This is a genomic window from Martinezella lusitana, assembly GCF_010668395.1.
Classification (GTDB): Bacteria; Pseudomonadota; Alphaproteobacteria; order Rhizobiales; family Rhizobiaceae; genus Rhizobium; species Rhizobium lusitanum_A.
The window spans coordinates 537,582-557,096 of record NZ_WUEY01000003.1 but is presented as its reverse complement, the minus strand read 5'-3'; the positions used below and the strand labels follow the sequence as shown (position 1 = coordinate 557,096).

The window sequence follows — 19,515 nt, the reverse complement described above, 5'->3', positions numbered from 1 at the left end:
GGACGAAGGTGGTGTGATCATCGATATTCTCCGAGCGTCGGGGATAGATCAGGTGCCCTTCGATTTCACGATCGTCTCGCGCAGGAAGCTGTAGCCCAGTGCCGTGCGCGTCGCGAGCTGCATCGATGCGCCGTCGCCTCCATGCCCGCCCGAGGCGAACTCATGGAAGAGCGGGTGGTGACCAAGGGCTTCCAGCTGTGCCGCGAACCGCCGGGCGTGCGAGGGGTGCACCCGGTCGTCGTTGCTCGAGCTTTCGATATAGATCGGCGGATAGGTGATCTCGGAAGCCGGCTTGACATTGTGCAGCGGCGAATAGGTCAGCAGATATTCACGATCCGCCGGATCGTCGGGATCGCCATATTCGTCGATCCAGGCCTTCCCGGCCGGGAAGACATGGAAGCGCGTCATGTCCAGCACCGGCACTTGGCACCAGATCGCGCCGAAATCCTGTGGGTAGCGCGTCGCCATGACCCCGGTCAGCAGTCCGCCGTTGCTGCCGCCATTGGCGGCGATGCGGGAGGGTTTTGTGTAGCCGCGGATGACGAGATCGCGGGCGACGGCGGCAAAATCCGCGAAAGCCCTGTGTCGGCCATGGCCCTTTGCGACGCGATGCCAGTTCGGACCGAATTCGCCGCCACCGCGGATATAGGCCATCACATAGGCGCCGCCTTGCGCCAGCCAGCGGCCGATGACGCCGGAATAATGCGGGCCGAGCGACACGTCGAAGCCGCCATAGCCATAGGTCAGCACCGGTAGCTCACCCTTCGTCCAGGTCTTCGGCAGGGCGATGTGATAGGGCACTTTCGTACCGTCTTCGGAGGTCGCTTCCAGCAGGAAGGATGTCATGCCTTCGCTGTCGAAATAGGAAGGCGAGCTCGCGATATGCTTCAGCTCAAGCGGCTGCCGGCGATTGCCGAGCTCCAGCCGGTAGCAGGAGGGTGGCTGCAGGAAGCCCGAGCCATAGATTTGCAGCGTGTCGTCGCCGAGATGCAGATCCGAATAAAGCGGTTGCACGGATACTGTCTGCATATCCGCCGGCAGCGCAATTTCCCGGATTTCGGCATCCGGCTTCGTCAGGTCGAGAAGGAAAAGACGAGGCCGCATATTGTCCGAGACGACGAAGACGCACCATTCGCGCATCAGCAGGAATTGCGAGACCGATTGCCGTTCGGCGGGCGAGAACAGGATACGCGCCGTCTCCGCGCCGCCGGGCTCGCGCGGCAAAGGCTGCAAGGCCAGACTGCCGGCCGGTATCCGCTCGTCGGTCTTGGCAAGCCAGATGAGATGGGAATGATTGAATCCGAAATCGATGTCCTCGGGCAGGTCGATCTTGCGCAGCGAGCCGTCCCGGTCCTCGATGAAGTGGCTGGCGCTGCCGATTTCGTGACCGGCGGTGAAGATCCGGATGGGCCTGGCCGTATCCTCATTCGCAAGGCCCGCAAGTGCCGGATCGAAGATCGAACAGGAGCCGTATATGTCGCTGTCGGCGGCGGCATACAGAACCGGCGCGTCTGCCGGCGCCTGACCGCGCTTCAGGCGGCGGCCGACGCGAGGCCATCCCGAGCGCGTCGAAGACTCGCGATCGATCGAGCCGAAATAGGCGATCTCGTCGCGGCTGAGCCAGGTCGCGTGACAGCGAACGGCCGGGGTGTCGAAGCCGCCTTCGACGAGGCTTTTCGTCTCGCAGTCGAACTCGAGCAGCCGCATGGGATCGGAGCCGCCGTCGGAAAGACAGAGCAGCACCCGCGTCGGCTCCCAGGGACAGGTCAGGGCGCCGCGCCACAGCCAGAGCTTGTTCTCCGCCGCACAGAAAGCGTCGAGATCGAAGATCGGCTCCCAAGGGGCATCGGGCAGGGGAGCAAGATCGGCCGGCAGCCGATACCAGCGGCCGAGCGGGTGCTCGGCGCTGCGGCGGAAATCGAACAGCCAGTTGCCGCGCCGAGTCGTGGCGATCAGCCGATCCTCGCGTTCGATCATGTCCTTTATGGCGATGCGGTCCGCCTCGAATTCGGGCGTCATCAGAAGCCGCTCGGATTCGGCATCCTTCTCGGCGACGAATTTCAGGGTGATCGGGTCGTCGTCGCGTTCAAGATGGAGGTGCATGGAAACCTGATATGCTGATTGACGGTGCGGACTGCATGTAACCAAATCAAAATACAGCCGCGGAAGCAACCATGCTTCCGCGGCTGTATGGTTCATGGCTGTCGATATCGCGCCGCCTCAGCGCACCATCTTGGTGTCTGCCTGGGCAACGAGATTGGTCGCCGGAGCGGGTGTGTGCCTGTATTTCAGCGTCACGACCTTGTAGCCCTCTTTCTCCAGGCGGCTGAGGAGGACAGGCAGCATCCTGACCGTGCGCTGGTGGATGTCGTGCATGAGAACGATGCCGTGGCCGCGCTGATGGAGCTGCTTCATGGTTCGATCCACCACCGAGGCGGGCGTCGAGGTGAAGTAATCCTTGCTGTCGATATCGACGTCCATGACGACCATGTCGCGGGCGGCGATTGCCGTGCGCAGCCGCTTGGAGTCGGCAAGATAGGGGAAGCGGAAGAAGGGTACGTCCGTGCCGATCGCCTTGGTGACGGCATCCTTGCCGCGCGCGATTTCAGCCATCGCGGCGTCGAAGGTCATCTTGTCGAGATCGGGATGACGGAAGGTGTGGCTGCCGATCGCATCGCCGTGCGCGAGAACCTCGCGAGCGGTCGCCGGATGAGCCTGCGCCATTTCCCCGACCATCATGAAGGCTGCCTTGACGCCGAATCTGTCGAGCGTGGCGAGAATGCGGTCCGTCTTGCCGGGAGCAGGGCCGTCGTCGAAGGTCAGGATGACTTCCTTGTCGGCAAGCCTGATGTCCTTGAGCGAGGCCACTTCCAGCGTGCGGCCGGCAAGATTGTGCGGTCCGCCGGCGTCTTCCTGGTCTCTGGTCTCGAGATCGGCGACGAGCCATTTCTTCGGCTCCATCTCGACGGGGTCATTGGCCTTCAGCGGCTTGTGACGCGGCTCCTCGGCAGCATAGCCGCTCTTGAGCGATGCATCATTGGCCGGCTTCGTGGCGCACCCTCCCAGAGCCAGGGACACGGCAAGGCCAGCCAGCAAAACACGGTAGTTCATCAGAATCGCTCAACAATTATGTCTATGAAAGTTGAGCGTACTTTCCGCAGTTATGGTTAATGATTGGTTAGGATCGGGTCCAAAATCGTTAAGTGGAGGTAAGCTTTTCAGCCTGCCATGCCGCTTTCATATTCCGATGAAAGTTCGAGCCACTGCTCTTCGGCCGCGGCGAGCTTTTCAGCCGCATCGGAGCGTTGTTTCGCCTTTTCAGCAGCCTTTGCCGGCGCCTTCTCGTAAAGGGCGGGATCCGCAAGTTCCGCATCAAGCGCCTGAATCAGTTTCTCAAGCTTGCCGGTCAAGGATTCGATTTCGTTGATCTTCTTCTTGAGCGGTGCGAGCGAGGCGCGCCGATCGGCGTTGAGCTTGCGCTGATCCGCCTTGGAAACGGAATCGTCGGTTCCGTTCGTCCTTGCCTTGTCATCCCGCGGCTTCGGGCTTGCGACGACGAGGCTGCGATAGTCTTCGAGGTCGCCGTCGAAGCTCGAAACCGTGCCGTCGCGCACCAGCCAAAGCCGGTCGACGGTGGCTTCGATCAGATGGCGGTCGTGCGAAATCAGGATGACCGCGCCGGAATAGTCGTTCAGCGCCTGGATAAGGGCATTGCGGCTGTCGATATCCAGATGGTTCGTCGGTTCGTCGAGGATCAGCAGGTTCGGTGCGTCGAAGGCGGCAAGGCCCATCAGCAAGCGCGCCTTTTCGCCGCCGGAAAGATCCTTGACCTGCGTGTCCATCTTCTCGGTCGCGAGGCCCATCTGCGCGACGCGGGCACGCACCTTCGCCTCGGGCGTTTCGGGCATGCGGCGGCGCACATGTTCGACGGCGGTCTGGTTGGGGATCAGGTCGTCCAGCTGGTGCTGGGCGAAGAAGCCGATCTTCAGGTTCGGCGCCAGCCTGACATCGCCGCTGTCCGCGTCGAGCCGGCCGGAAATGAACTTGGCAAATGTCGATTTGCCGTTGCCGTTCGAGCCGAGCAGGGCAATGCGGTCGTCGGCATCGATACGCAGGTTCAGCCGCTTCAGGATCGGTTTTTCCGGCTCGTAGCCGACCGCGCCGCCGCTGATCGCGATGATGGGCGATGCCGGTTGCTTTTCTGGCTCCGGGAAACTGAACCCCATCACATGGTCTTCGATGACGGCCGCGACGGTCCCCATCCGCTCCAGCGCCTTGACACGCGACTGCGCCTGCCGGGCCTTGGATGCCTTGGCCTTGAAGCGGTCGATGAAGCTCTGCAGATGCTTGCGCGCCGCATCGTTCTTCGCTTTGGCTTTCGTCTGCAGCTCGTCGGCCTCGGCCTTCTGCCGCTCGAACTGGTCGTATGAGCCGCGATAGAAGGTGAGCTTTTTCTGATCCAGATGCACGATGGAATTGACCGCCGTATTCAGCAGGTCCCGGTCGTGCGAGATGATGATGACCGTGTGCGGATAGCGGCGGATATAGTCTTCCAGCCAGAGCGTGCCTTCAAGGTCGAGATAGTTTGTGGGTTCGTCGAGCAGAAGCAGGTCCGGCTCGGAAAACAGCACGGCCGCAAGCGCCACGCGCATGCGCCATCCGCCGGAAAAGGAGGATGCAGGGCGCTTCTGCGCGTCATGATCGAAACCCAGGCCGGCCAGGATGCTGGCGGCACGCGCTTCGGCCGAATGCGCGCCGATATCGGCAAGCCGCGTCTGGATATCGGCGATGCGATGCGGATCGGTGGCGGTCTCTGCTTCCTTGAGCAGGGCGGAGCGTTCCTTGTCGGCCGCGAGCACGATATCGATCAGCGGCTCTTCCGTGCCGGGCGCTTCCTGTGCGACCTGACCGATGCGGGCATTGCGCGGGATCGAGACTGAACCGCTTTCTGGGGCGAAATCGCCGGTAATGATCCTGAACAGCGTGGATTTGCCCGCGCCGTTCTTGCCGACAAGGCCTGCCTTCGTGCCCGCCGGAAGCGTCACGCTGGCATGGTCGATGAGAAGGCGGCCGGCAATGCGGGCGGAAAGGTCTGAAATCGAAATCATGGCGCGGTTTTGGCCGAACTCGGCGCCGAAGGCAAGAGTGCGAAAGCGTTCAGGCGTCCGCGCTGCGCAACGGCTTCGGCGGGCTTGCGCAATTCCTCAGCCTCTCGGTCAACTCCGTTTCGTAGAGCAGGAGATTGCTGAGCGATGCGTTGAGACTGTCCAGCGCATCGGCGGTCTTCGAAGCCTTTTCGATATCGCGGGCGAAATGCTGTTTCTTCATCAGCCCCTTGGCGAGCTGTTCCGCCACTTCGCGCAGCATTTCGGCCGCATCGCTTTCGGATTTGCGGGCAACCAGTCCGCAATGGCTGACGAGGCGGTGCTTCAGGCCGATTTCATCGAGGCCGCTTTGCGGGGGAAGGGGACCAAGCGTTTCGATCTCTTCGGCAAGACGGCGGTCCTGCCCATAGAGCGCCTCGTGAAAGAGCTGATAATTGCGCGGCAGGTTCTTTACCTTCAGCCGCGTCATGAAGCGGCCGATGACCTCAAGCTCGGTTTCCGTCTCATCATCGATGGAATACGCCGAAACGCCTGTCTGCGAGTTCTTCATGCCTGCTCATGACCGTGATCTGATATATCTCGCCAATCTGCAGGTTGCCAGGTTAAGGGAACATGAACAAAATGGCCGATCCGCACGGCCGCGCCGCAAAATGAGGCACATGCTCAACGCTTGAGCGAAGCCGGGAAACACCGGCTCGCCTCCTGCTTACATCCAGTGCCGCCCTTCGCTGCGCAGGAAGTGCAGGAGATCCAGCACCAGCGACGGCTTGCCCATGGACGTTAGGATCGTGTGGCTCTGACCACGGTGATGGGTATGGTGGTTGAACATATGGGCCACGGCCAGGTGGAGGGGATGGGTGATGGCGCCCGGTCGAAGGACGGACGTATAGGTGATGTCGGCGGCGAGAGCCTCGGCGTCGAGGGTGTCTATCCAAGAAATGATGCGCCGATCCTCTGTTTCCCGGTCTGCCCGAAGCCCTGCCAGATCCGCATGCAGGACGACGCCCAGTGCCGACGGAGCTTCGCCGGTGCCGCTGAAGCGGTGCACCCACAGCCGGTCCGTCACCAGCAGATGGTTCAGCGTTCCGTGGAGCGAGCCGAAGAAGGCGCCGCGATCTTCGTGGAATTCCGCATCGCTGAGTTGGGCGGCGGCATCGTAGACCTGAATATTGGCCCAGCGATTGTAGTCGGCAAGCATTCTGAAATGTCTGAGCATATGGTTTTCCTTCGTAGTCATGATGGTATGCGCGAATTCTGCCCGTGAGCCGCCGCTTCGCTATCGGGCCGATCGCGAATCGCTCGGCCTGACTGTGACAGCGGCGTGAAATTGGGCGATCCCCCTTGTTTTCGGGCTTTGAGGCAGGTAAACACCGCCCACTTTTCTCTGATTACAAGGAATGAACCCATGGCGATTGAACGTACTTTCTCGATGATCAAGCCGGACGCGACGAAGCGCAACCTGACCGGCGCCATCACCAAGGTTTTTGAAGACAACGGCCTGCGCGTCATCGCCTCCAAGCGCGTTTGGATGAGCAAGCGCGAAGCCGAAGGCTTCTACGCCGTTCACAAGGAACGTCCGTTCTTCGGCGAACTCGTCGAAGGCATGACCTCCGGCCCGACCATCGTTCAGGTTCTGGAAGGCGAAGGCGCCATCCTGAAGAACCGCGAAATCATGGGCGCGACCAACCCGGCGAACGCTGACGAAGGCACGATCCGCAAGACCTTCGCTCTTTCGATCGGCGAAAACTCGGTTCACGGCTCGGACGCTCCGGAAACGGCTGCCGTCGAAATCGCCTACTGGTTCTCCGAAACCGAAATCGTCGGCTGAATCAGCCTCTCAGCTCCAGCGCTGAACGATTTGAATTGACTCATCAAAGCCGGGATTTCGATCCCGGCTTTTTTCATGCAGGGCAGGCGGCGTCATGCCCGTAATCGGCGCTGCCATCTCCCTTGAAGACATCCGGATTGGCGGTATAGACCGGCCCGACGACAAGCGGCTTCGTCGGCAGCACGGTCTGGTCGAGGTCGGATTTGACTTCGGTCTTGATCGTCTGGATCGTCTTGTCGCTGGCATCCACCAGCTTGATCGAGACGGAATAGGGGCGGTCCTTGCGCACGCAATGCAGATCGGGGCTTTCCAGCGTGATCTTGTCCCAGAAGGAATAGATCTTCTGCTGGACGACGAGCGGATCGCCGCCGGCGGGATTTTCGAATTCCGCGACCGCCGTCGTGCCGTCGGGGATCGGGGCGATCTTCTTCAGCGTAATCATGTAGCTCGCGCTCGCCACACGGTAGTTGAAGATGAAGAGGCGTCCGCTCAGCTGGGTCGGCCCTTCGTCGTCTTTCCTCTGACAACCGGCCAGCGCCGTGCCGACGATTGCCGCTGTCAGGATGATCGTTCGGATTTTCATGGCGCGGTTTCCTCCTTCTTGCGCCGGTAGTGCCGGCTTGCCTTGGCGCGGTTGCCGCAGACCGCCATGTCGCACCAGGCGCGGCTCTTGTTCTTGCTGCGGTCGATGAACAGCCAGCCGCAGTTGCGGCATATTTTCATCCGCTCGGGATCGGGCATGGCGATGAGGCGCAGCGTCGAATGCACCGTCGCGGCATCCAGCCCATCGGCCGAGGCTCGCTTCAGGACATCTGCCAGGGCGGCAAGAAGATCGGCAAGCAGCGCATCGGTGCCCTCGCCGAGAACCCGCGCCCGGAAATAGCGATCGATCGTCTCGCGCAACGAAATGAAGCTGGCCCTGTTTTCCCGCTGCACCGGCAGGATATCGCCGAAAAGCGCCCGTTCGGCACAGAAATTGGCGGCCGCTTTCGGGAAGCTGTCCATCTGTCCCGGCGCCTCGAAACGATCGGTCCGGCGCTCGTCGTCATGGCGCAGGATCACGCTGTTGGCGACATCGAGCGCCAGCGCGCCACCGGAAAAGCGATGTGGAGTCCAGGAAAAGCTCATGCCGAAAATTATAACTGGTAAAATAGATTTTGCCAGTTACTATTTGCTTGTTCTTCGGAGGAGCGCATGGCCTATCTTTTGCAGCAATTGGCGAATGCCGTCCCGCTCGCTGCACTCTATGCGACGCTGGCTTTCGGCTATTCGATTGCGTTCGGGGTGATGAAACGGGCCGATATCACCTATGGCGCGCTGTTCGCCTTTGCCGGTCAGATGCTCGTGCTCTTTACAGATGTCGGCTACACCAGAATGTATCTGATCCTGCCGGCCGCATTTATCTTCGGTGCAGTCATCGCCGTCGGCTACACGCTCGGCACCAGCTTCCTCGTCGGCCGCGCGATCATGCTGCCGCTGTCGCGCAAATCCCCGAACACCATCATCGTCGCCGCGCTCGGCATGATGATTATCCTGATGGAGACCGCGCGACTGGCATCGAATACCCGTGGCATCTGGCTGCCGCCTTTCCTGAACGGCGCGATCGTTTTCTGGGACAGCGGCGATTTCCGGGTGACACTCACCGAAATCCAGCTGCTCAACACGGGGCTGATGATCCTTGTCATCCTTGCCGGCGCCTATGTGCTGAAATGTACCGGCTGGGGGCGGATCTGGCGGGCGGTGACCGACGATGCGCTCGCCGCCGAACTTTGCGGCGCGAGCGCCGATCGTGTCTTCCTGCTCGCCTATGTCGCTTCGGCGCTGGTCGCAACCATCTGCGGCCTGCTCGCCACCTCCTACTACGGAACGATGGATTTCGGGGCAGGGCTGATGTTCGGGCTCAAGGTGCTGATGATCGCGGCCGTCGGCGGCTATTCCGATCCGCTGAAATCGGCGGGCGGAGCGGCGTTGCTGGGCCTGTCCGAAACCATGTGGGGGGCCTACGGCCCGTTCCTGTGGCGCGATTTCGTCATCTTCTCGTTGCTCGTGCTGCTGCTGGTCTTGAGCCGGCGCGAGCGCCCAGTCATTTAGTGAAACGACCGATGCTTAGTATCGGTCGTTTCGTATCGGGAGGTCTGATTTGCTATGCGAGTTGGATAAGAATCCAATTCACCGATCTGCCGCCATAAGGCGGCATCACGTTACCTTTAGCGATGGGAGCAGTAGTTGTAGGTGTTCCCATAACTTTCCAGACGCCACTTTCAGGGCACTTGTGCCCAGTCGATGCAGTCGTTCCTACTGGCATGTCCTGTTCTCCTTTCTCCCACCGACTTGACTTTTCAGTCGCAAAAGAACAGCATGCCGATGCTGAGAAGCAATCGGACAAAGAGGCGGTGGGACCGCTTTTCACTGTTCCGCGGGTGGATCGAGCTGGAACTCGATTCACCCACATTAATATTCTCCGCACTCACTTTTATCGTCAATTGCTGCTCGCTCGCGAATTTGGCTTGGAAAAGTCAAATTGCTGGTTGACGAATCGATGCTGCATCGCGATTGTCATCATGTTCGCCACTATATCTGGTGGTTGCGACAATTAATCGCATATATATTGTGTTTGCGCAAGAATGATTCCGGGCGTGAGATCATGCAATCAATGTTGTGAATAACTGTTTTTCCACAACTTATTCACAGTTAATGAACAGGCTACGACAATTTCCATTTGGTCCGAGCCGTATCATCGGCATCCTTGGCGGAAATCCAGCCGCCTTCTTCGCCGTCCTTCCCATGCTCCTTTTTCCAGAAGGGCGCGGAAGTCTTCAGGAAATCCATGACGAAATTGGCGCCGTCGAAGGCAGCCTGCCGATGCGAGGCGGCGGCGATGACGAGGACGATGTTCTCGCCGGGGATAATCTTGCCGTAGCGATGGATGGCCGTCAGGCCGAGAAGCTCGAAGCGTTCGATGGCGAGCGCGGCGATGCGGGTAATCTCCGCCTCGGCCATGCCGGGATAGTGTTCGAGTTCGAGGTCGCCGAGCATTCCACCTTCGTCGCGGCAGAGCCCAGAGAATGTGACGACAGCGCCGATATCGTGCCGTCCTGCCGTCAGACGATCGATCTCTGCCTGAAGCTCGAAATCCTCGCGCTGAACTTTGACGAGTGGCGAGGTCATCTACCCGCTCCTCTTCTCTCCGTTGGGGGAGAAGGAAAAACTTCTTCGGATCTCTGCAGGCCAACCATCGCTCACCCTCCGGTCATCGGCGGGAAGAGCCCGATCTCCCGCGCTCCGGCGATGGGCTCGTCGTGGTCGGCGTGCTCCATGTTGATGGCAACGCGGATCGCCTCGGGGACTTGAAGTGCCGTCTCGTATTCCTCTCCCAAGGTCTTCAAATGACTCAGGAGATCGCCAACGGTAACGACGTCAGCGGGAAGAGAAATCTCCTCTTCCGCTTTGCCGATCCGCTCACGCACCCAGGCGAAATAGACGAGCTTCGTCATTCATTCATCATCCACGATATGCTTCAGCCCGGCGCGGAAATAGTCGTAGCCGGTGTAGATGGTCAGCAGGGCCGCGATCCACAGCAGGAGGATGCCGATCTCCGTCGTGTAGGGTAGCACCTTGTCACCCGCCGGCCCAGCCAGCAGGAAGGCGATGGCGACGAGCTGCGCCGTCGTCTTCCATTTCGCGATGCGCGTCACGGGAACGCTCACCTTCAAGGCCGCCAGATATTCGCGCAGGCCGGATACCAGGATTTCGCGGCAAAGAATGATGATGGCCGCCCAGAGCGACCAGCCGGCGATGGTGCCGTCGGCCGCGACGAGCAGCAGGATCGCGGAGACCAGCAGCTTGTCGGCGATCGGATCGAGCATCCGGCCGATATTGGAGGTCTGGTTCCAGATGCGGGCGAGATAGCCGTCGAGAAAATCGGTGATCGAGGCGATGACGAAGATCCAGAGCGCAACCCATCGCGCGAAATCGGAACCTTCCAGCTTGCCTTCGACAAAGAAGCACAGAACGATCAGCGGCACGCAGAGAATGCGGCCGTAGGTGAGCAGGTTGGGAATGCTGTAAGCGCGCGAAGCCATGAAAATCATTTCGTTTCGTTGTCTCGGCGGATCGTGATGAGGCTCGAATTCGGTCTCATCTTGCTCCGGGCATTTGATTGATCCTGATCTTATCCAAAAACCGCTTCGCACTTTTTGGGATCAAGTCCTAGATGATGGTTTGGCTACCTTATCGTCAATATTGTTTCTGTTTTTTCACCGCTATTGCGTGGAATTTGCGACCAGCTTTTCTTATTTCGCGGCGTCTTCGTGAAAATGGTTGTAGACCTGCCGCGCGACGGCTTCCGAAACGCCCTCCACGACCATCAGATCCGACAGGGCGGCGCGCGACACGGCTTTCGCCGTACCGAAGTGCTGCAGCAACGCGCGCTTGCGCGAAGGGCCGATGCCGCCGATCTCGTCGAGCGGGTTTTTCACCATCTCCTTCTTGCGCCGGGCCCGATGCGAGCCGATGGCGAAGCGGTGGGCTTCGTCGCGCAGGCGCTGGATGAAATAAAGAACCGGGTCGCGCGGCGGCAGCGTGAAGCTCTCGCGGGATGGGGCAAAGAAACGCTCGCGTCCGGCATCGCGGTCGACGCCCTTGGCGACGCCGATGGCGATGACGCTGTCGGTGATGCCGAGCTCCTCGAGAATGGCCCGTACGGCCGTCATCTGCCCCTGGCCGCCGTCGATGAGGATGATATCGGGCCAGGACGGGAAGGGGCGATCGGCCGCATCCACGGTAGCGTCGGCGGCAGCGCCGCGATCGGGCTTGCCTTCCTCCTTCAGCAGCCGGGAGAAGCGGCGGGTCATGACCTCGCGCATCATGCCGAAGTCGTCGCCCGGGGTGATGTCGGTCGATTTGATGTTGAACTTGCGGTACTGGCTTTTGACGAAGCCTTCCGGCCCGGCCACGACCATGCCGCCCACGGCATTCGTTCCCATGATGTGGGAGTTGTCGTAGATCTCGATGCGCTGCGGCACGTAGGGAAGCTGGAACGTCTCCTTGAAGCCTTCCAGCAGCCGCGATTGCGAGGCGGTCTCCGCGAGCTTGCGGCCATGCGCCTCGCGGGCGTTGGCAACGACGTGATCGACCAGATCGCGCTTCTCGCCGCGCTGCGGCACGAGGATCGCGACCTTGTGGCCGGCCTTTTCGCCGAGGGCTGCCGCCAGAAGATCGATTTCCTCGACCGTCTCCGAAAGCAGGATTTGCCGCGGCACGGGCTTGTCGTCGTAGAACTGCGCCAGGAAGGCGTTCAGCACCTCGGCGCCCGAAAGCGCCGGATCGGCTTTCGGGAAATAGGCGCGGTTGCCCCAGTTCTGGCCGGTGCGGAAGAAGAAGACCTGAATGCAGGAAATGCCGCCCTCGTGATAGATGGCGAAGACATCGGCCTCCTCGACACCGGCCGGATTGATGCCCTGATGGCTCTGCACATGCGACAGCGCCGCCAGCCGGTCGCGGAAGATCGCGGCGCGCTCGAAATCCAGATCCTCGGCGGCGGCGTTCATCGCCTCGGCCATGTGCGCCTTGACGTTCTGGCTCTTGCCGGAAAGGAAGTCTTTCGCCTCCTGCACCAGCTCGGCATACCCTGCATCGCTGATCTCATGCGTGCAGGGGCCCGAACAGCGCTTGATCTGGTAGAGCAGGCAGGGCCGCGTGCGCGTCTCGAAGACGCTGTCGGTGCAGGTGCGGATCAGGAAGGCGCGCTGCAGCGAATTGATGGTGCGCCCGACGGCGCCCGCCGAAGCGAAGGGGCCGAAATAGTCTCCCTTGCGCGCCCGCGCGCCACGATGCTTGAAGATGGCCGGCGCGCGATGGGCGCCCGTGATCAGGATATACGGAAAGGATTTGTCGTCGCGCAGCAGAACGTTAAAGCGCGGACGCAAGCGCTTGATGAGATTCGCTTCCAGTAGCAGCGCTTCCGTCTCCGTGCGTGTGGTGACGAACTCCATGTTGGCGGTTTCGCGCACCATGCGGGCGATGCGGTTGGAATGGACCTTGCCCAGCGCATAGTTGGAGACGCGCTTCTTCAGGTTGCGCGCCTTGCCGACATAGAGCACGTCGCCGCTTTCGTTGAACATGCGGTAGACGCCGGGATTGTTGGGCAGCCGCTTGACGAATTCGGCAATCAGCTCGGCGCCGCGAAGCCCTGTCTCGCTCTTGACGCCCTCGTTCCAGTCGATGGACGTGGCAGGGCTGGCGGCGGCATCGCCTTCCACCTCGATGTCGTCATCGGTATCTTCTGATTCGTCGTAGAGAATGCCGCCATCGGGCAGCTTTCTTCCATTCATTCCGCACTCTCCGACACGTCTGGCGTTTCCCAGGCAAGGTGCTGGCCGCCATCGAGCGCTATCATTTGGCCCGTGATCGAGGGCGTGTCAAAAAGAAAGCGGATGGTGCGGCCGAATTCTTCGAGCCCCGGCGCTGCCTTCAATATGAGGCCGTCGATCTGCGCTTGGAAGTCCTCCTCGGTCTGCCGCACGCTGCGCACGGTCGGACCCGGGCCGATGGCATTGACGCGAATGCGCGGCGCAAAACTCTGTGCCATCGTCTGGGTCGCCGTCCACAGCGCCGCCTTGGACAGCGTATAGGAATAGAAGCGCGGGTTCAGAGCCCAGACCCGCTGGTCGACCATGTTGACGATCAGGCCCGGATACGGCTCGGGAAGCTGCCGGACGAAATCCGCCGCCAGAATCGACGGTGCGCGGACATGGACGGCAAAGTGCGCCTCGAAGGCCGCGGCATCGAAGCGCTCGGCGGAATCGCCGAGGAAAGCCGACGCATTGTTGACCAGAAGATCGAGCGGGCCGAGCTCGGAAAAAGCTCTTTCGACAAGCGTCGACGTCTCGCCCAAATCCTGCAGATCCGCCTTGATCGCAATTGCCTTCCGGCCCTTTTGCCGCAATTTCGCCGCGATCTCCGAGGCTTCGGCGAAGGATTGGTTGGCATGCACCGCGACTGCGAAGCCGTTGTCCGCCAAATCCTCGGCAATCGCCCGGCCTATTCTTTTGGAAGCGCCGGTGATCAATGCCGTGCGTAGTTTTTCCTGGCTCAAGATGTCGCCTTTTTCTCGTCGTTACCCGATCGACGCTCATATAGTGCGTCGATACACCATATGAAAAGATGTTCGAGCGAATAGCGCCTTTGGTGTTTCTTATGTAAAGCTTGAAATATATTTAGATAAAAATAAGTATACACGCTTTAACCATTGGTTATGGTTAACAATTCGTCTGTTGCGGTGAAGCAACATCGAAATTCAGCCATGCCTGTGCCACAATGATATCATATTTTGGCTCTTCCAATTCCTCATTTGCATTCCAATTTCAGCATCGATCCGGGAGGGATATGTTTTAATTGCTCGTGACGCTTCGAAGTTAAAGACAGTAAGCGAAGCCCACGAGACTGAAAGGAGAAAAGTATGCGTACTCTCGTAACGACCCTCATGGTCTCCGCTCTCGCTCTCGGCGGCTACACCGCAGCTCACGCTGCAGACGCTGTTGAGCAGATCCCGCAGCCGCCTGTCGCGCAGGATGCACCTCCGGCCGTCAATAACTGGAGCGGCTTCTACATCGGTGGCGCTGGCGACTGGAACGCCGGTCACTTCAACCGCAATGGCGATGCCTACGCTTTTGGTGGCCAGGCTTTCACCGGCTACAACTGGCAGCAGGGCCAGATCGTATATGGCGTTGAAGCTGACCTCGGCTACTCCGGCGCCGACAGCACCCGCAACGGCCTGACCGCCAAGAACGGCGTCAACGGCTCGGTTCGCGGCCGCCTCGGTTACGACTTCAATCCGTTCATGCTGTACGGCACGGCCGGCCTGGCACTCGGCCAGAACAAGCTCTCCGACGATACCTCGTCTGAAAGCAAGACGGCTGTCGGCTACACGGTCGGTGCAGGTGCTGAAACCTTCATCACCAACAACATCACGGCTCGCCTCGAGTACCGTTACACCGACTACGGCCGGAAGGACTTCAACCTCGACTCCGGCAGCTTCTCGCGCGGCTACGACGAACAGAGCGTCAAGGTCGGTATCGGCGTCAAGTTCTAATCATCTGAAGGCATCGCCTGAAGAACAAAGAGGCCGGGGTTTTGCCCCGGCCTCTTTGTTTGTCCAATATTGAAAATCTGATCGGCTGCGGATTACGGCCGCCGGCCGTCAGACATGGGGCTTCATCGCCGGATAGTCCGGAAAGTGCTTCTCGAACCTGTGCGCCCAGTCGATGAGCTCCGCATGGTCCGCTTCCCACTGCCCTTCGAAACGAAGCTGCAGATAGCCGATCAGGGCGGCAAGCGCGAAGTGTCCCGCATGCAGCTTCCTGCCGATCTTCGGCGGCTCGGCGTCGAGATGGGCGAGCGCGCGGCTGACTTTCGTCCACTGCCGGTCGATCCATGGCTGGTACTGCTTGTCCGCGTCACGGAAGCGCCGCTCGTAGACGATCGACAGCAGGCACTCGTTGGCGCCGTCGCACAGCGCTTCCAGGACCTCGATCTCGGTCCGCTTGCCCTTCTTCGACGGATAGAGCCTGCCTTCCTTTCGATCGAAATAGTGCATGATGGAGCGGCTGTCGAAAATGGCCTCGCCGTCGCCGGTCAGTAATGTCGGGATCTTGCCGAGCGGATTGTTGTCGATGAGAAGCGACGGTCCGGCATTCGTATCGACATGGATTTCCTCCAGCCTGACGCCGAGATGGCGTGCCGCCATGCGCACCTTGCTGGAGAAGGGAGAGGTGGGCGAGCAAAGAAGTCTCATGAAATCACCTGTGGGATATGGGCGGGAAAAATCTCAATGTTCGCCGCGCAGCCAGAAGGCACGCTGCGAGGCGAAACGGTCCTGCGCCAGGATATCCTTCAAAGCCGGCAGCAGCGCATGCAACTCGTCCTTCAGCGTGAAGGGCGGGTTGACGATGATGAGGCCGGAGCCCGTTAGCCCGGTGAAGCCGCGGTCGCTCTTGATGGTCAGCTCGGCACAGAGCATCTTCGGGATTTCCAGCGCCTGCAGTGCCTCGTGAAACGGCTTGATCGGCGCATCCTTCTTGATCGGATACCAGAGGCAGTAGGTGCCGCCCGGAAAGCGGCGCCAGGCCTTTGCCAGGCCGTCCACCAGCCGCTCATATTCGCCGTCTTCCTCGAAGGGCGGATCGACGAGCACGATGCCGCGCTTTTCCTTCGGCGGCAGATGCGCGCCAAGCGCCAGCCAGCCGTCCAGCTCGGTAATGCGCGCGTGGTGATCGCCCTCGAACAGGCGGTGAAGCCGCTGAAAATCGTCCGGGTGCAGCTCCATGGCCGACAGCCGGTCCTGCGGGCGAAACAGCATGCGCGCCAGCTTCGGCGAGCCGGGATAAAGCCTGACGCCGCCTTCCGGGTTGATCTCGCGGACGGCGGCAAGATAGGGCTCCAGCAGGCCGGCCACCTGCGGCACCAACTCCGCTTCCAGCAAGCGCCCGATGCCATCGCGCCATTCGCCCGTCTTCTGGGCTTCCTCGGACGAAAGATCGTAAAGCCCGATGCCGGCATGCGTGTCGAGGACGCGAAATGCCTTGTCCTTGTTCTGCATGTAGCGGACGAGGCGGGCGAGGATCGCGTGTTTCAAAACATCGGCGAAATTGCCCGCGTGGTAGATGTGCCGATAGTTCATTGTCGGTGAAGTCCGCATGAATTGTTGAGATGAGCCGGATTGTCTCTAGTGGCCGGACATTGCTTGAAATATACAAACATCATGAACATTGCGACCCCTATCCAAGCCAAATCGCGTGTCGGGCACACGGCCTGTCCGCATGACTGTCCCTCCACCTGCGCGCTGGAGGTCGATCTGACTGACGATGGCAGGATCGGGCGTGTTCGTGGCGCGGGCGATCATTCCTATACCTCGGGCGTCATCTGCGCAAAGGTCGCGCGCTATGCCGAGCGGCTTTACCACCCCGATCGCCTGATGAAACCTTTGCGCCGCGCCGGCGCCAAGGGCGAGGGGTGCTGGCAGGAGCTTTCCTGGGACGCCGCGCTGGACGAGATCGCCGAAGCCTTCGTCAAGGCAGAGGCCAAGGATGGCAGCGAGGCGATCTGGCCTTATTTCTACGCCGGAACGATGGGCTGGGTGCAGCGCGATTCCATCGAGCGCCTGCGCCACGCCAAGCGTTATTCCGGCTTCTTCTCCTCGATCTGTACCAATCCCGCCTGGACCGGGTTCACCATGGCGACGGGCGTGTTGCGCGGCCCCGATCCGCGGGAGATGGGCCGTACGGATTGCGTCGTCATCTGGGGCACGAACGCGGTCGCGACGCAGGTCAACGTCATGACGCATGCGATCAAGTCCCGCAAGGAGCGCGGCGCCAAGATCGTCGTCGTCGACATCTACGACAACCCGACGATGAAGCAGGCGGATCTGGCGCTGATCGTCAAGCCGGGCACCGATGCGGCGCTGGCCTGCGCCGTCATGCACATCGCCTTCCGCGACGGCTATGCCGACCGCGCCTATATGGCCAAGTATGCCGACGATCCGGCTGGGCTCGAAGAGCATCTGAAGTCCAAGACCCCGGCATGGGCTGCAGGCATTACCGGCCTTTCGGTGGACGAGATCGAAGCTTTCGCCAGGTTGGTGGGAACGACGAAGAAGACCTATTTCCGCCTCGGTTATGGCTTCACCCGCCAGCGCAACGGCGCGATCGCCATGCATGCGGCCGCGTCGATCGCCACCGTTCTCGGCTCCTGGCAGTATGAAGGCGGCGGCGCCTTTCATTCGAACAGCGATATCTTCCGCATGGACGCAAGCGAACTGACCGGCCGCGCCATGAAGGATCTCGACGTCCGCATGATCGACCAGTCGCAGATCGGCCGTGCCTTGACCGGCGATGCCGTGGCGCTTCGCCATCGCGGCCCGGTGACGGCCATGCTGATCCAGAACACCAATCCGATGAACATCGCGCCCGAGCAGCGGCTGGTGAAGCGCGGCTTCGCCCGATCCGACCTCTTCGTCGCCGTGCACGAGCAGTTCATGACGGATACGGCCGAGATGGCGGATATCGTCATTCCCGCCACCATGTTCGTCGAGCACGACGATATCTACCGCGCCGGCGGCCAGAACCACATTCTTCTCGGCCCGAAACTGGTGGAGCCGCCGCCGACGGTGCGCAGCAATCTCTTCGTCATCGAGGAACTGGCCAAGCGCCTCGGCGTGGCGGATCGTCCCGGTTTCGGCTTCTCCGCCCGCGAGATGATCGACAGGGTTCTGTCGAAAAGCGGCCTGCCGGATTACGATCATTTCCTCGAGCATAAATGGTTCGACCGCCAGCCGGCCTTCGAGGAGGCGCATTTTCTCAACGGTTTCGGCCATCCGGACGGCAAGTTCCGCTTCCGTCCCGATTGGGCCAACCAGCCGGCGCCGAACCGGCCGCCCGCGTCGGTGGGTCTACTCGGCCCCCATGTCGAGCTGCCGGCGTTTCCGGATCAGGTCGATGTCATCGAGGTGGCCGATCCCGAGCATCCGTTCCGGCTTGCGACGTCGCCGTCGCGCAATTTCCTGAATTCGAGCTTCGCGGAAACGAAGACGTCGCGGCAGAAGGAAGGACGCCCCGAGGTGATGATCAATCCGGTCGATGCCGAACGGCTCGACGTCGACCATGGCGAGCTGGTTCGCATCGGCAATGGACGCGGCGATATCCGCCTGCATGCGCGCGTGACGACGGAAGTGAAGCCTGGCGTGCTGATCGCCGAAGGTCTCTGGCCGAACAAGGCCCATGTCGACGGCGAGGGCATCAATGTGCTCACCGGCGCCGATCCGGTCGCGCCCTATGGCGGCGCAGCCGTCCACGACAACAAGGTATGGCTCCGCAAGGATATGGCATGACTGGATTCGGAAAGGCGAAAGCCGAAATCGCCGGCGAGAAGACGCTGGCGGATCAATGGACGCGGCTGAGCAGCTTTGATGTCGACTACACGGATTCAAAAGGCGAAAAGCATCGCCTGAAGCGCGAGGTCTATCACCGCACGCCAGCCGCATGCATCCTGCTCTACGATCCCAAGCGCGAAACGGTGGTGCTGGTTCGGCAGTTTCGTCTGCCGGCGCAGCTTGTCGGTGAGCCGGCCTGGATGATCGAAGTGCCCGCCGGTCTGCTCGACGGCGACGATCCGGAAGCCGCGATCCGCCGCGAAGCCATGGAAGAGACCGGCTTTCGCGTCCGCGACGTCCGCTTCCTCTTCAAGGCGCTGACCTCGCCGGGCTCCTCGACCGAGGTCATTCATTTCTTCGCCGCGGTGATCGACACGACAGATCGCGTTGCCGATGGTGGCGGGCTTGCGGAGGAGCATGAGGATATCGAGGTCCTGGAGGTTCGGCTGTCCGAGGCGCTGGCAATGATCGGGAGGGGCGATATCTATGACGCCAAGACGATCATGCTGCTGCAATGGGCGGCGTTGAATTTGGCCGGTCTGAAATAACTCGGCGACCGGTCGGGAGCTTTGTTGAAACTCTGCCTGCCGCCATTCATCACAGTGTCACGAATCGAGCTTACCGGGGCGTGCTGGCCGAAAACATTCGAATGTTTC

The 19,515-nt window shown here is 60.9% G+C and carries 19 protein-coding genes; 5 read left to right on the top strand and 14 right to left on the bottom strand.

The window, feature by feature from the left end:
- Window positions 1-48: 48 nt before the first annotated feature.
- The 5 genes from GR212_RS09620 to GR212_RS09600 form a co-directional block, all read right to left on the bottom strand.
- Window positions 49-2,103 carry a prolyl oligopeptidase family serine peptidase gene (locus tag GR212_RS09620; protein WP_163986240.1) on the bottom strand — a complete coding sequence of 685 codons (2,055 nt, stop codon included), beginning with the start codon at window positions 2,101-2,103 and terminating at the stop codon, window positions 49-51.
- Window positions 2,104-2,220: 117 nt separating this feature from the next.
- Complete coding sequence (locus GR212_RS09615) at window positions 2,221-3,111, bottom strand: polysaccharide deacetylase family protein (RefSeq protein ID WP_163986239.1); 891 nt, start codon at window positions 3,109-3,111, stop codon at window positions 2,221-2,223.
- A 107-nt stretch (window positions 3,112-3,218) separates the two neighbouring features.
- On the bottom strand, window positions 3,219-5,108 hold the full coding sequence (locus GR212_RS09610; RefSeq protein ID WP_163986238.1) for an ABC-F family ATP-binding cassette domain-containing protein: 1,890 nt from the start codon (window positions 5,106-5,108) through the stop codon (window positions 3,219-3,221).
- Window positions 5,109-5,157: 49 nt separating this feature from the next.
- Window positions 5,158-5,655 (bottom strand): hypothetical protein, encoded by a 498-nt coding sequence (locus tag GR212_RS09605; protein WP_163986237.1) that lies wholly within the window; start codon window positions 5,653-5,655, stop codon window positions 5,158-5,160.
- Between the two features lie 156 nt (window positions 5,656-5,811).
- Window positions 5,812-6,321 carry a DinB family protein gene (locus GR212_RS09600; RefSeq protein WP_163986236.1) on the bottom strand — a complete coding sequence of 170 codons (510 nt, stop codon included), beginning with the start codon at window positions 6,319-6,321 and terminating at the stop codon, window positions 5,812-5,814.
- Between the two features lie 189 nt (window positions 6,322-6,510).
- Here GR212_RS09600 and ndk point away from each other — a divergent pair, with 189 nt between their 5' ends.
- Entirely contained in the window at window positions 6,511-6,933 is a 423-nt protein-coding gene (gene ndk / locus GR212_RS09595; protein WP_113347435.1) for a nucleoside-diphosphate kinase, read from the top strand.
- Window positions 6,934-7,006: 73 nt separating this feature from the next.
- On the opposite strand, the gene GR212_RS09590 is transcribed toward ndk, so the two are convergent.
- Together GR212_RS09590 and GR212_RS09585 are read right to left on the bottom strand one after the other, a co-directional pair.
- Window positions 7,007-7,516, bottom strand: a complete 510-nt coding sequence (locus tag GR212_RS09590) for a hypothetical protein (RefSeq protein WP_163986235.1) — start codon at window positions 7,514-7,516, stop codon at window positions 7,007-7,009.
- Window positions 7,513-8,061: a CGNR zinc finger domain-containing protein gene (locus tag GR212_RS09585; RefSeq protein WP_163986234.1), complete on the bottom strand. Its 549-nt coding sequence runs from the start codon at window positions 8,059-8,061 to the stop codon at window positions 7,513-7,515. Before GR212_RS09585 ends, GR212_RS09590 begins: the two co-directional genes overlap by 4 nt.
- Before the next feature lie 66 nt (window positions 8,062-8,127).
- Here GR212_RS09585 and GR212_RS09580 point away from each other — a divergent pair, with 66 nt between their 5' ends.
- The gene (locus GR212_RS09580; protein WP_163986233.1) at window positions 8,128-9,024 is read left to right on the top strand and encodes a branched-chain amino acid ABC transporter permease; all 897 of its coding nucleotides are present in this window, start codon (window positions 8,128-8,130) and stop codon (window positions 9,022-9,024) included.
- Window positions 9,025-9,636: 612 nt separating this feature from the next.
- Here the strand turns inward: GR212_RS09580 and GR212_RS09575 are convergent.
- From GR212_RS09575 to GR212_RS09555, 5 genes are all read right to left on the bottom strand, one after another.
- Window positions 9,637-10,101, bottom strand: coding sequence for a molybdenum cofactor biosynthesis protein MoaE (locus tag GR212_RS09575; protein WP_163986232.1), 465 nt, complete (start codon window positions 10,099-10,101; stop codon window positions 9,637-9,639).
- Between the two features lie 71 nt (window positions 10,102-10,172).
- Window positions 10,173-10,427, bottom strand: a complete 255-nt coding sequence (moaD, locus tag GR212_RS09570) for a molybdopterin converting factor subunit 1 (protein WP_163986231.1) — start codon at window positions 10,425-10,427, stop codon at window positions 10,173-10,175.
- Entirely contained in the window at window positions 10,428-11,015 is a 588-nt protein-coding gene (pgsA, locus tag GR212_RS09565) for a CDP-diacylglycerol--glycerol-3-phosphate 3-phosphatidyltransferase (RefSeq protein WP_163986230.1), read from the bottom strand. It abuts the gene before it with no gap.
- Between the two features lie 210 nt (window positions 11,016-11,225).
- Window positions 11,226-13,265 carry an excinuclease ABC subunit UvrC gene (gene uvrC, locus GR212_RS09560; protein ID WP_163986229.1) on the bottom strand — a complete coding sequence of 680 codons (2,040 nt, stop codon included), beginning with the start codon at window positions 13,263-13,265 and terminating at the stop codon, window positions 11,226-11,228.
- Entirely contained in the window at window positions 13,262-14,029 is a 768-nt protein-coding gene (locus GR212_RS09555) for an SDR family oxidoreductase (RefSeq protein WP_163986228.1), read from the bottom strand. The genes uvrC and GR212_RS09555 overlap by 4 nt, the downstream gene beginning before the upstream one ends.
- Before the next feature lie 363 nt (window positions 14,030-14,392).
- Between GR212_RS09555 and GR212_RS09550 the strand changes: the two genes are divergently transcribed.
- Window positions 14,393-15,025: an outer membrane protein gene (locus GR212_RS09550; RefSeq protein WP_163986227.1), complete on the top strand. Its 633-nt coding sequence runs from the start codon at window positions 14,393-14,395 to the stop codon at window positions 15,023-15,025.
- A 108-nt stretch (window positions 15,026-15,133) separates the two neighbouring features.
- On the opposite strand, the gene GR212_RS09545 is transcribed toward GR212_RS09550, so the two are convergent.
- Both GR212_RS09545 and GR212_RS09540 read right to left on the bottom strand, forming a co-directional pair.
- Window positions 15,134-15,727 (bottom strand): glutathione S-transferase, encoded by a 594-nt coding sequence (locus tag GR212_RS09545; protein ID WP_163986226.1) that lies wholly within the window; start codon window positions 15,725-15,727, stop codon window positions 15,134-15,136.
- Between the two features lie 33 nt (window positions 15,728-15,760).
- Window positions 15,761-16,612 (bottom strand): 23S rRNA (adenine(2030)-N(6))-methyltransferase RlmJ, encoded by an 852-nt coding sequence (locus tag GR212_RS09540; RefSeq protein WP_163986225.1) that lies wholly within the window; start codon window positions 16,610-16,612, stop codon window positions 15,761-15,763.
- Between the two features lie 81 nt (window positions 16,613-16,693).
- Here GR212_RS09540 and GR212_RS09535 point away from each other — a divergent pair, with 81 nt between their 5' ends.
- Both GR212_RS09535 and GR212_RS09530 read left to right on the top strand, forming a co-directional pair.
- Window positions 16,694-18,817 (top strand): molybdopterin-containing oxidoreductase family protein, encoded by a 2,124-nt coding sequence (locus GR212_RS09535; protein WP_246725718.1) that lies wholly within the window; start codon window positions 16,694-16,696, stop codon window positions 18,815-18,817.
- Complete coding sequence (locus GR212_RS09530) at window positions 18,814-19,407, top strand: NUDIX domain-containing protein (RefSeq protein ID WP_163986223.1); 594 nt, start codon at window positions 18,814-18,816, stop codon at window positions 19,405-19,407. The genes GR212_RS09535 and GR212_RS09530 overlap by 4 nt, the downstream gene beginning before the upstream one ends.
- Window positions 19,408-19,515: the final 108 nt, after the last annotated feature.

Excerpts from the sequence above, each read along its gene's own strand:
- GR212_RS09620 (WP_163986240.1), bottom strand. The coding sequence starts at position 2,103 with ATGCACCTCCATCTTGAACGCGACGACGACCCGATCACCCTGAAATTC.
- GR212_RS09615 (WP_163986239.1), bottom strand. The coding sequence starts at position 3,111 with ATGAACTACCGTGTTTTGCTGGCTGGCCTTGCCGTGTCCCTGGCTCTG.
- GR212_RS09610 (WP_163986238.1), bottom strand. The coding sequence starts at position 5,108 with ATGATTTCGATTTCAGACCTTTCCGCCCGCATTGCCGGCCGCCTTCTC.
- GR212_RS09605 (WP_163986237.1), bottom strand. The coding sequence starts at position 5,655 with ATGAAGAACTCGCAGACAGGCGTTTCGGCGTATTCCATCGATGATGAG.
- GR212_RS09600 (WP_163986236.1), bottom strand. The coding sequence starts at position 6,321 with ATGCTCAGACATTTCAGAATGCTTGCCGACTACAATCGCTGGGCCAAT.
- ndk (WP_113347435.1), top strand. The coding sequence starts at position 6,511 with ATGGCGATTGAACGTACTTTCTCGATGATCAAGCCGGACGCGACGAAG.
- GR212_RS09590 (WP_163986235.1), bottom strand. The coding sequence starts at position 7,516 with ATGAAAATCCGAACGATCATCCTGACAGCGGCAATCGTCGGCACGGCG.
- GR212_RS09585 (WP_163986234.1), bottom strand. The coding sequence starts at position 8,061 with ATGAGCTTTTCCTGGACTCCACATCGCTTTTCCGGTGGCGCGCTGGCG.
- GR212_RS09580 (WP_163986233.1), top strand. The coding sequence starts at position 8,128 with ATGGCCTATCTTTTGCAGCAATTGGCGAATGCCGTCCCGCTCGCTGCA.
- GR212_RS09575 (WP_163986232.1), bottom strand. The coding sequence starts at position 10,101 with ATGACCTCGCCACTCGTCAAAGTTCAGCGCGAGGATTTCGAGCTTCAG.
- moaD (WP_163986231.1), bottom strand. The coding sequence starts at position 10,427 with ATGACGAAGCTCGTCTATTTCGCCTGGGTGCGTGAGCGGATCGGCAAA.
- pgsA (WP_163986230.1), bottom strand. The coding sequence starts at position 11,015 with ATGGCTTCGCGCGCTTACAGCATTCCCAACCTGCTCACCTACGGCCGC.
- uvrC (WP_163986229.1), bottom strand. The coding sequence starts at position 13,265 with ATGAATGGAAGAAAGCTGCCCGATGGCGGCATTCTCTACGACGAATCA.
- GR212_RS09550 (WP_163986227.1), top strand. The coding sequence starts at position 14,393 with ATGCGTACTCTCGTAACGACCCTCATGGTCTCCGCTCTCGCTCTCGGC.
- GR212_RS09545 (WP_163986226.1), bottom strand. The coding sequence starts at position 15,727 with ATGAGACTTCTTTGCTCGCCCACCTCTCCCTTCTCCAGCAAGGTGCGC.
- GR212_RS09540 (WP_163986225.1), bottom strand. The coding sequence starts at position 16,612 with ATGAACTATCGGCACATCTACCACGCGGGCAATTTCGCCGATGTTTTG.
- GR212_RS09535 (WP_246725718.1), top strand. The coding sequence starts at position 16,694 with ATGAACATTGCGACCCCTATCCAAGCCAAATCGCGTGTCGGGCACACG.
- GR212_RS09530 (WP_163986223.1), top strand. The coding sequence starts at position 18,814 with ATGACTGGATTCGGAAAGGCGAAAGCCGAAATCGCCGGCGAGAAGACG.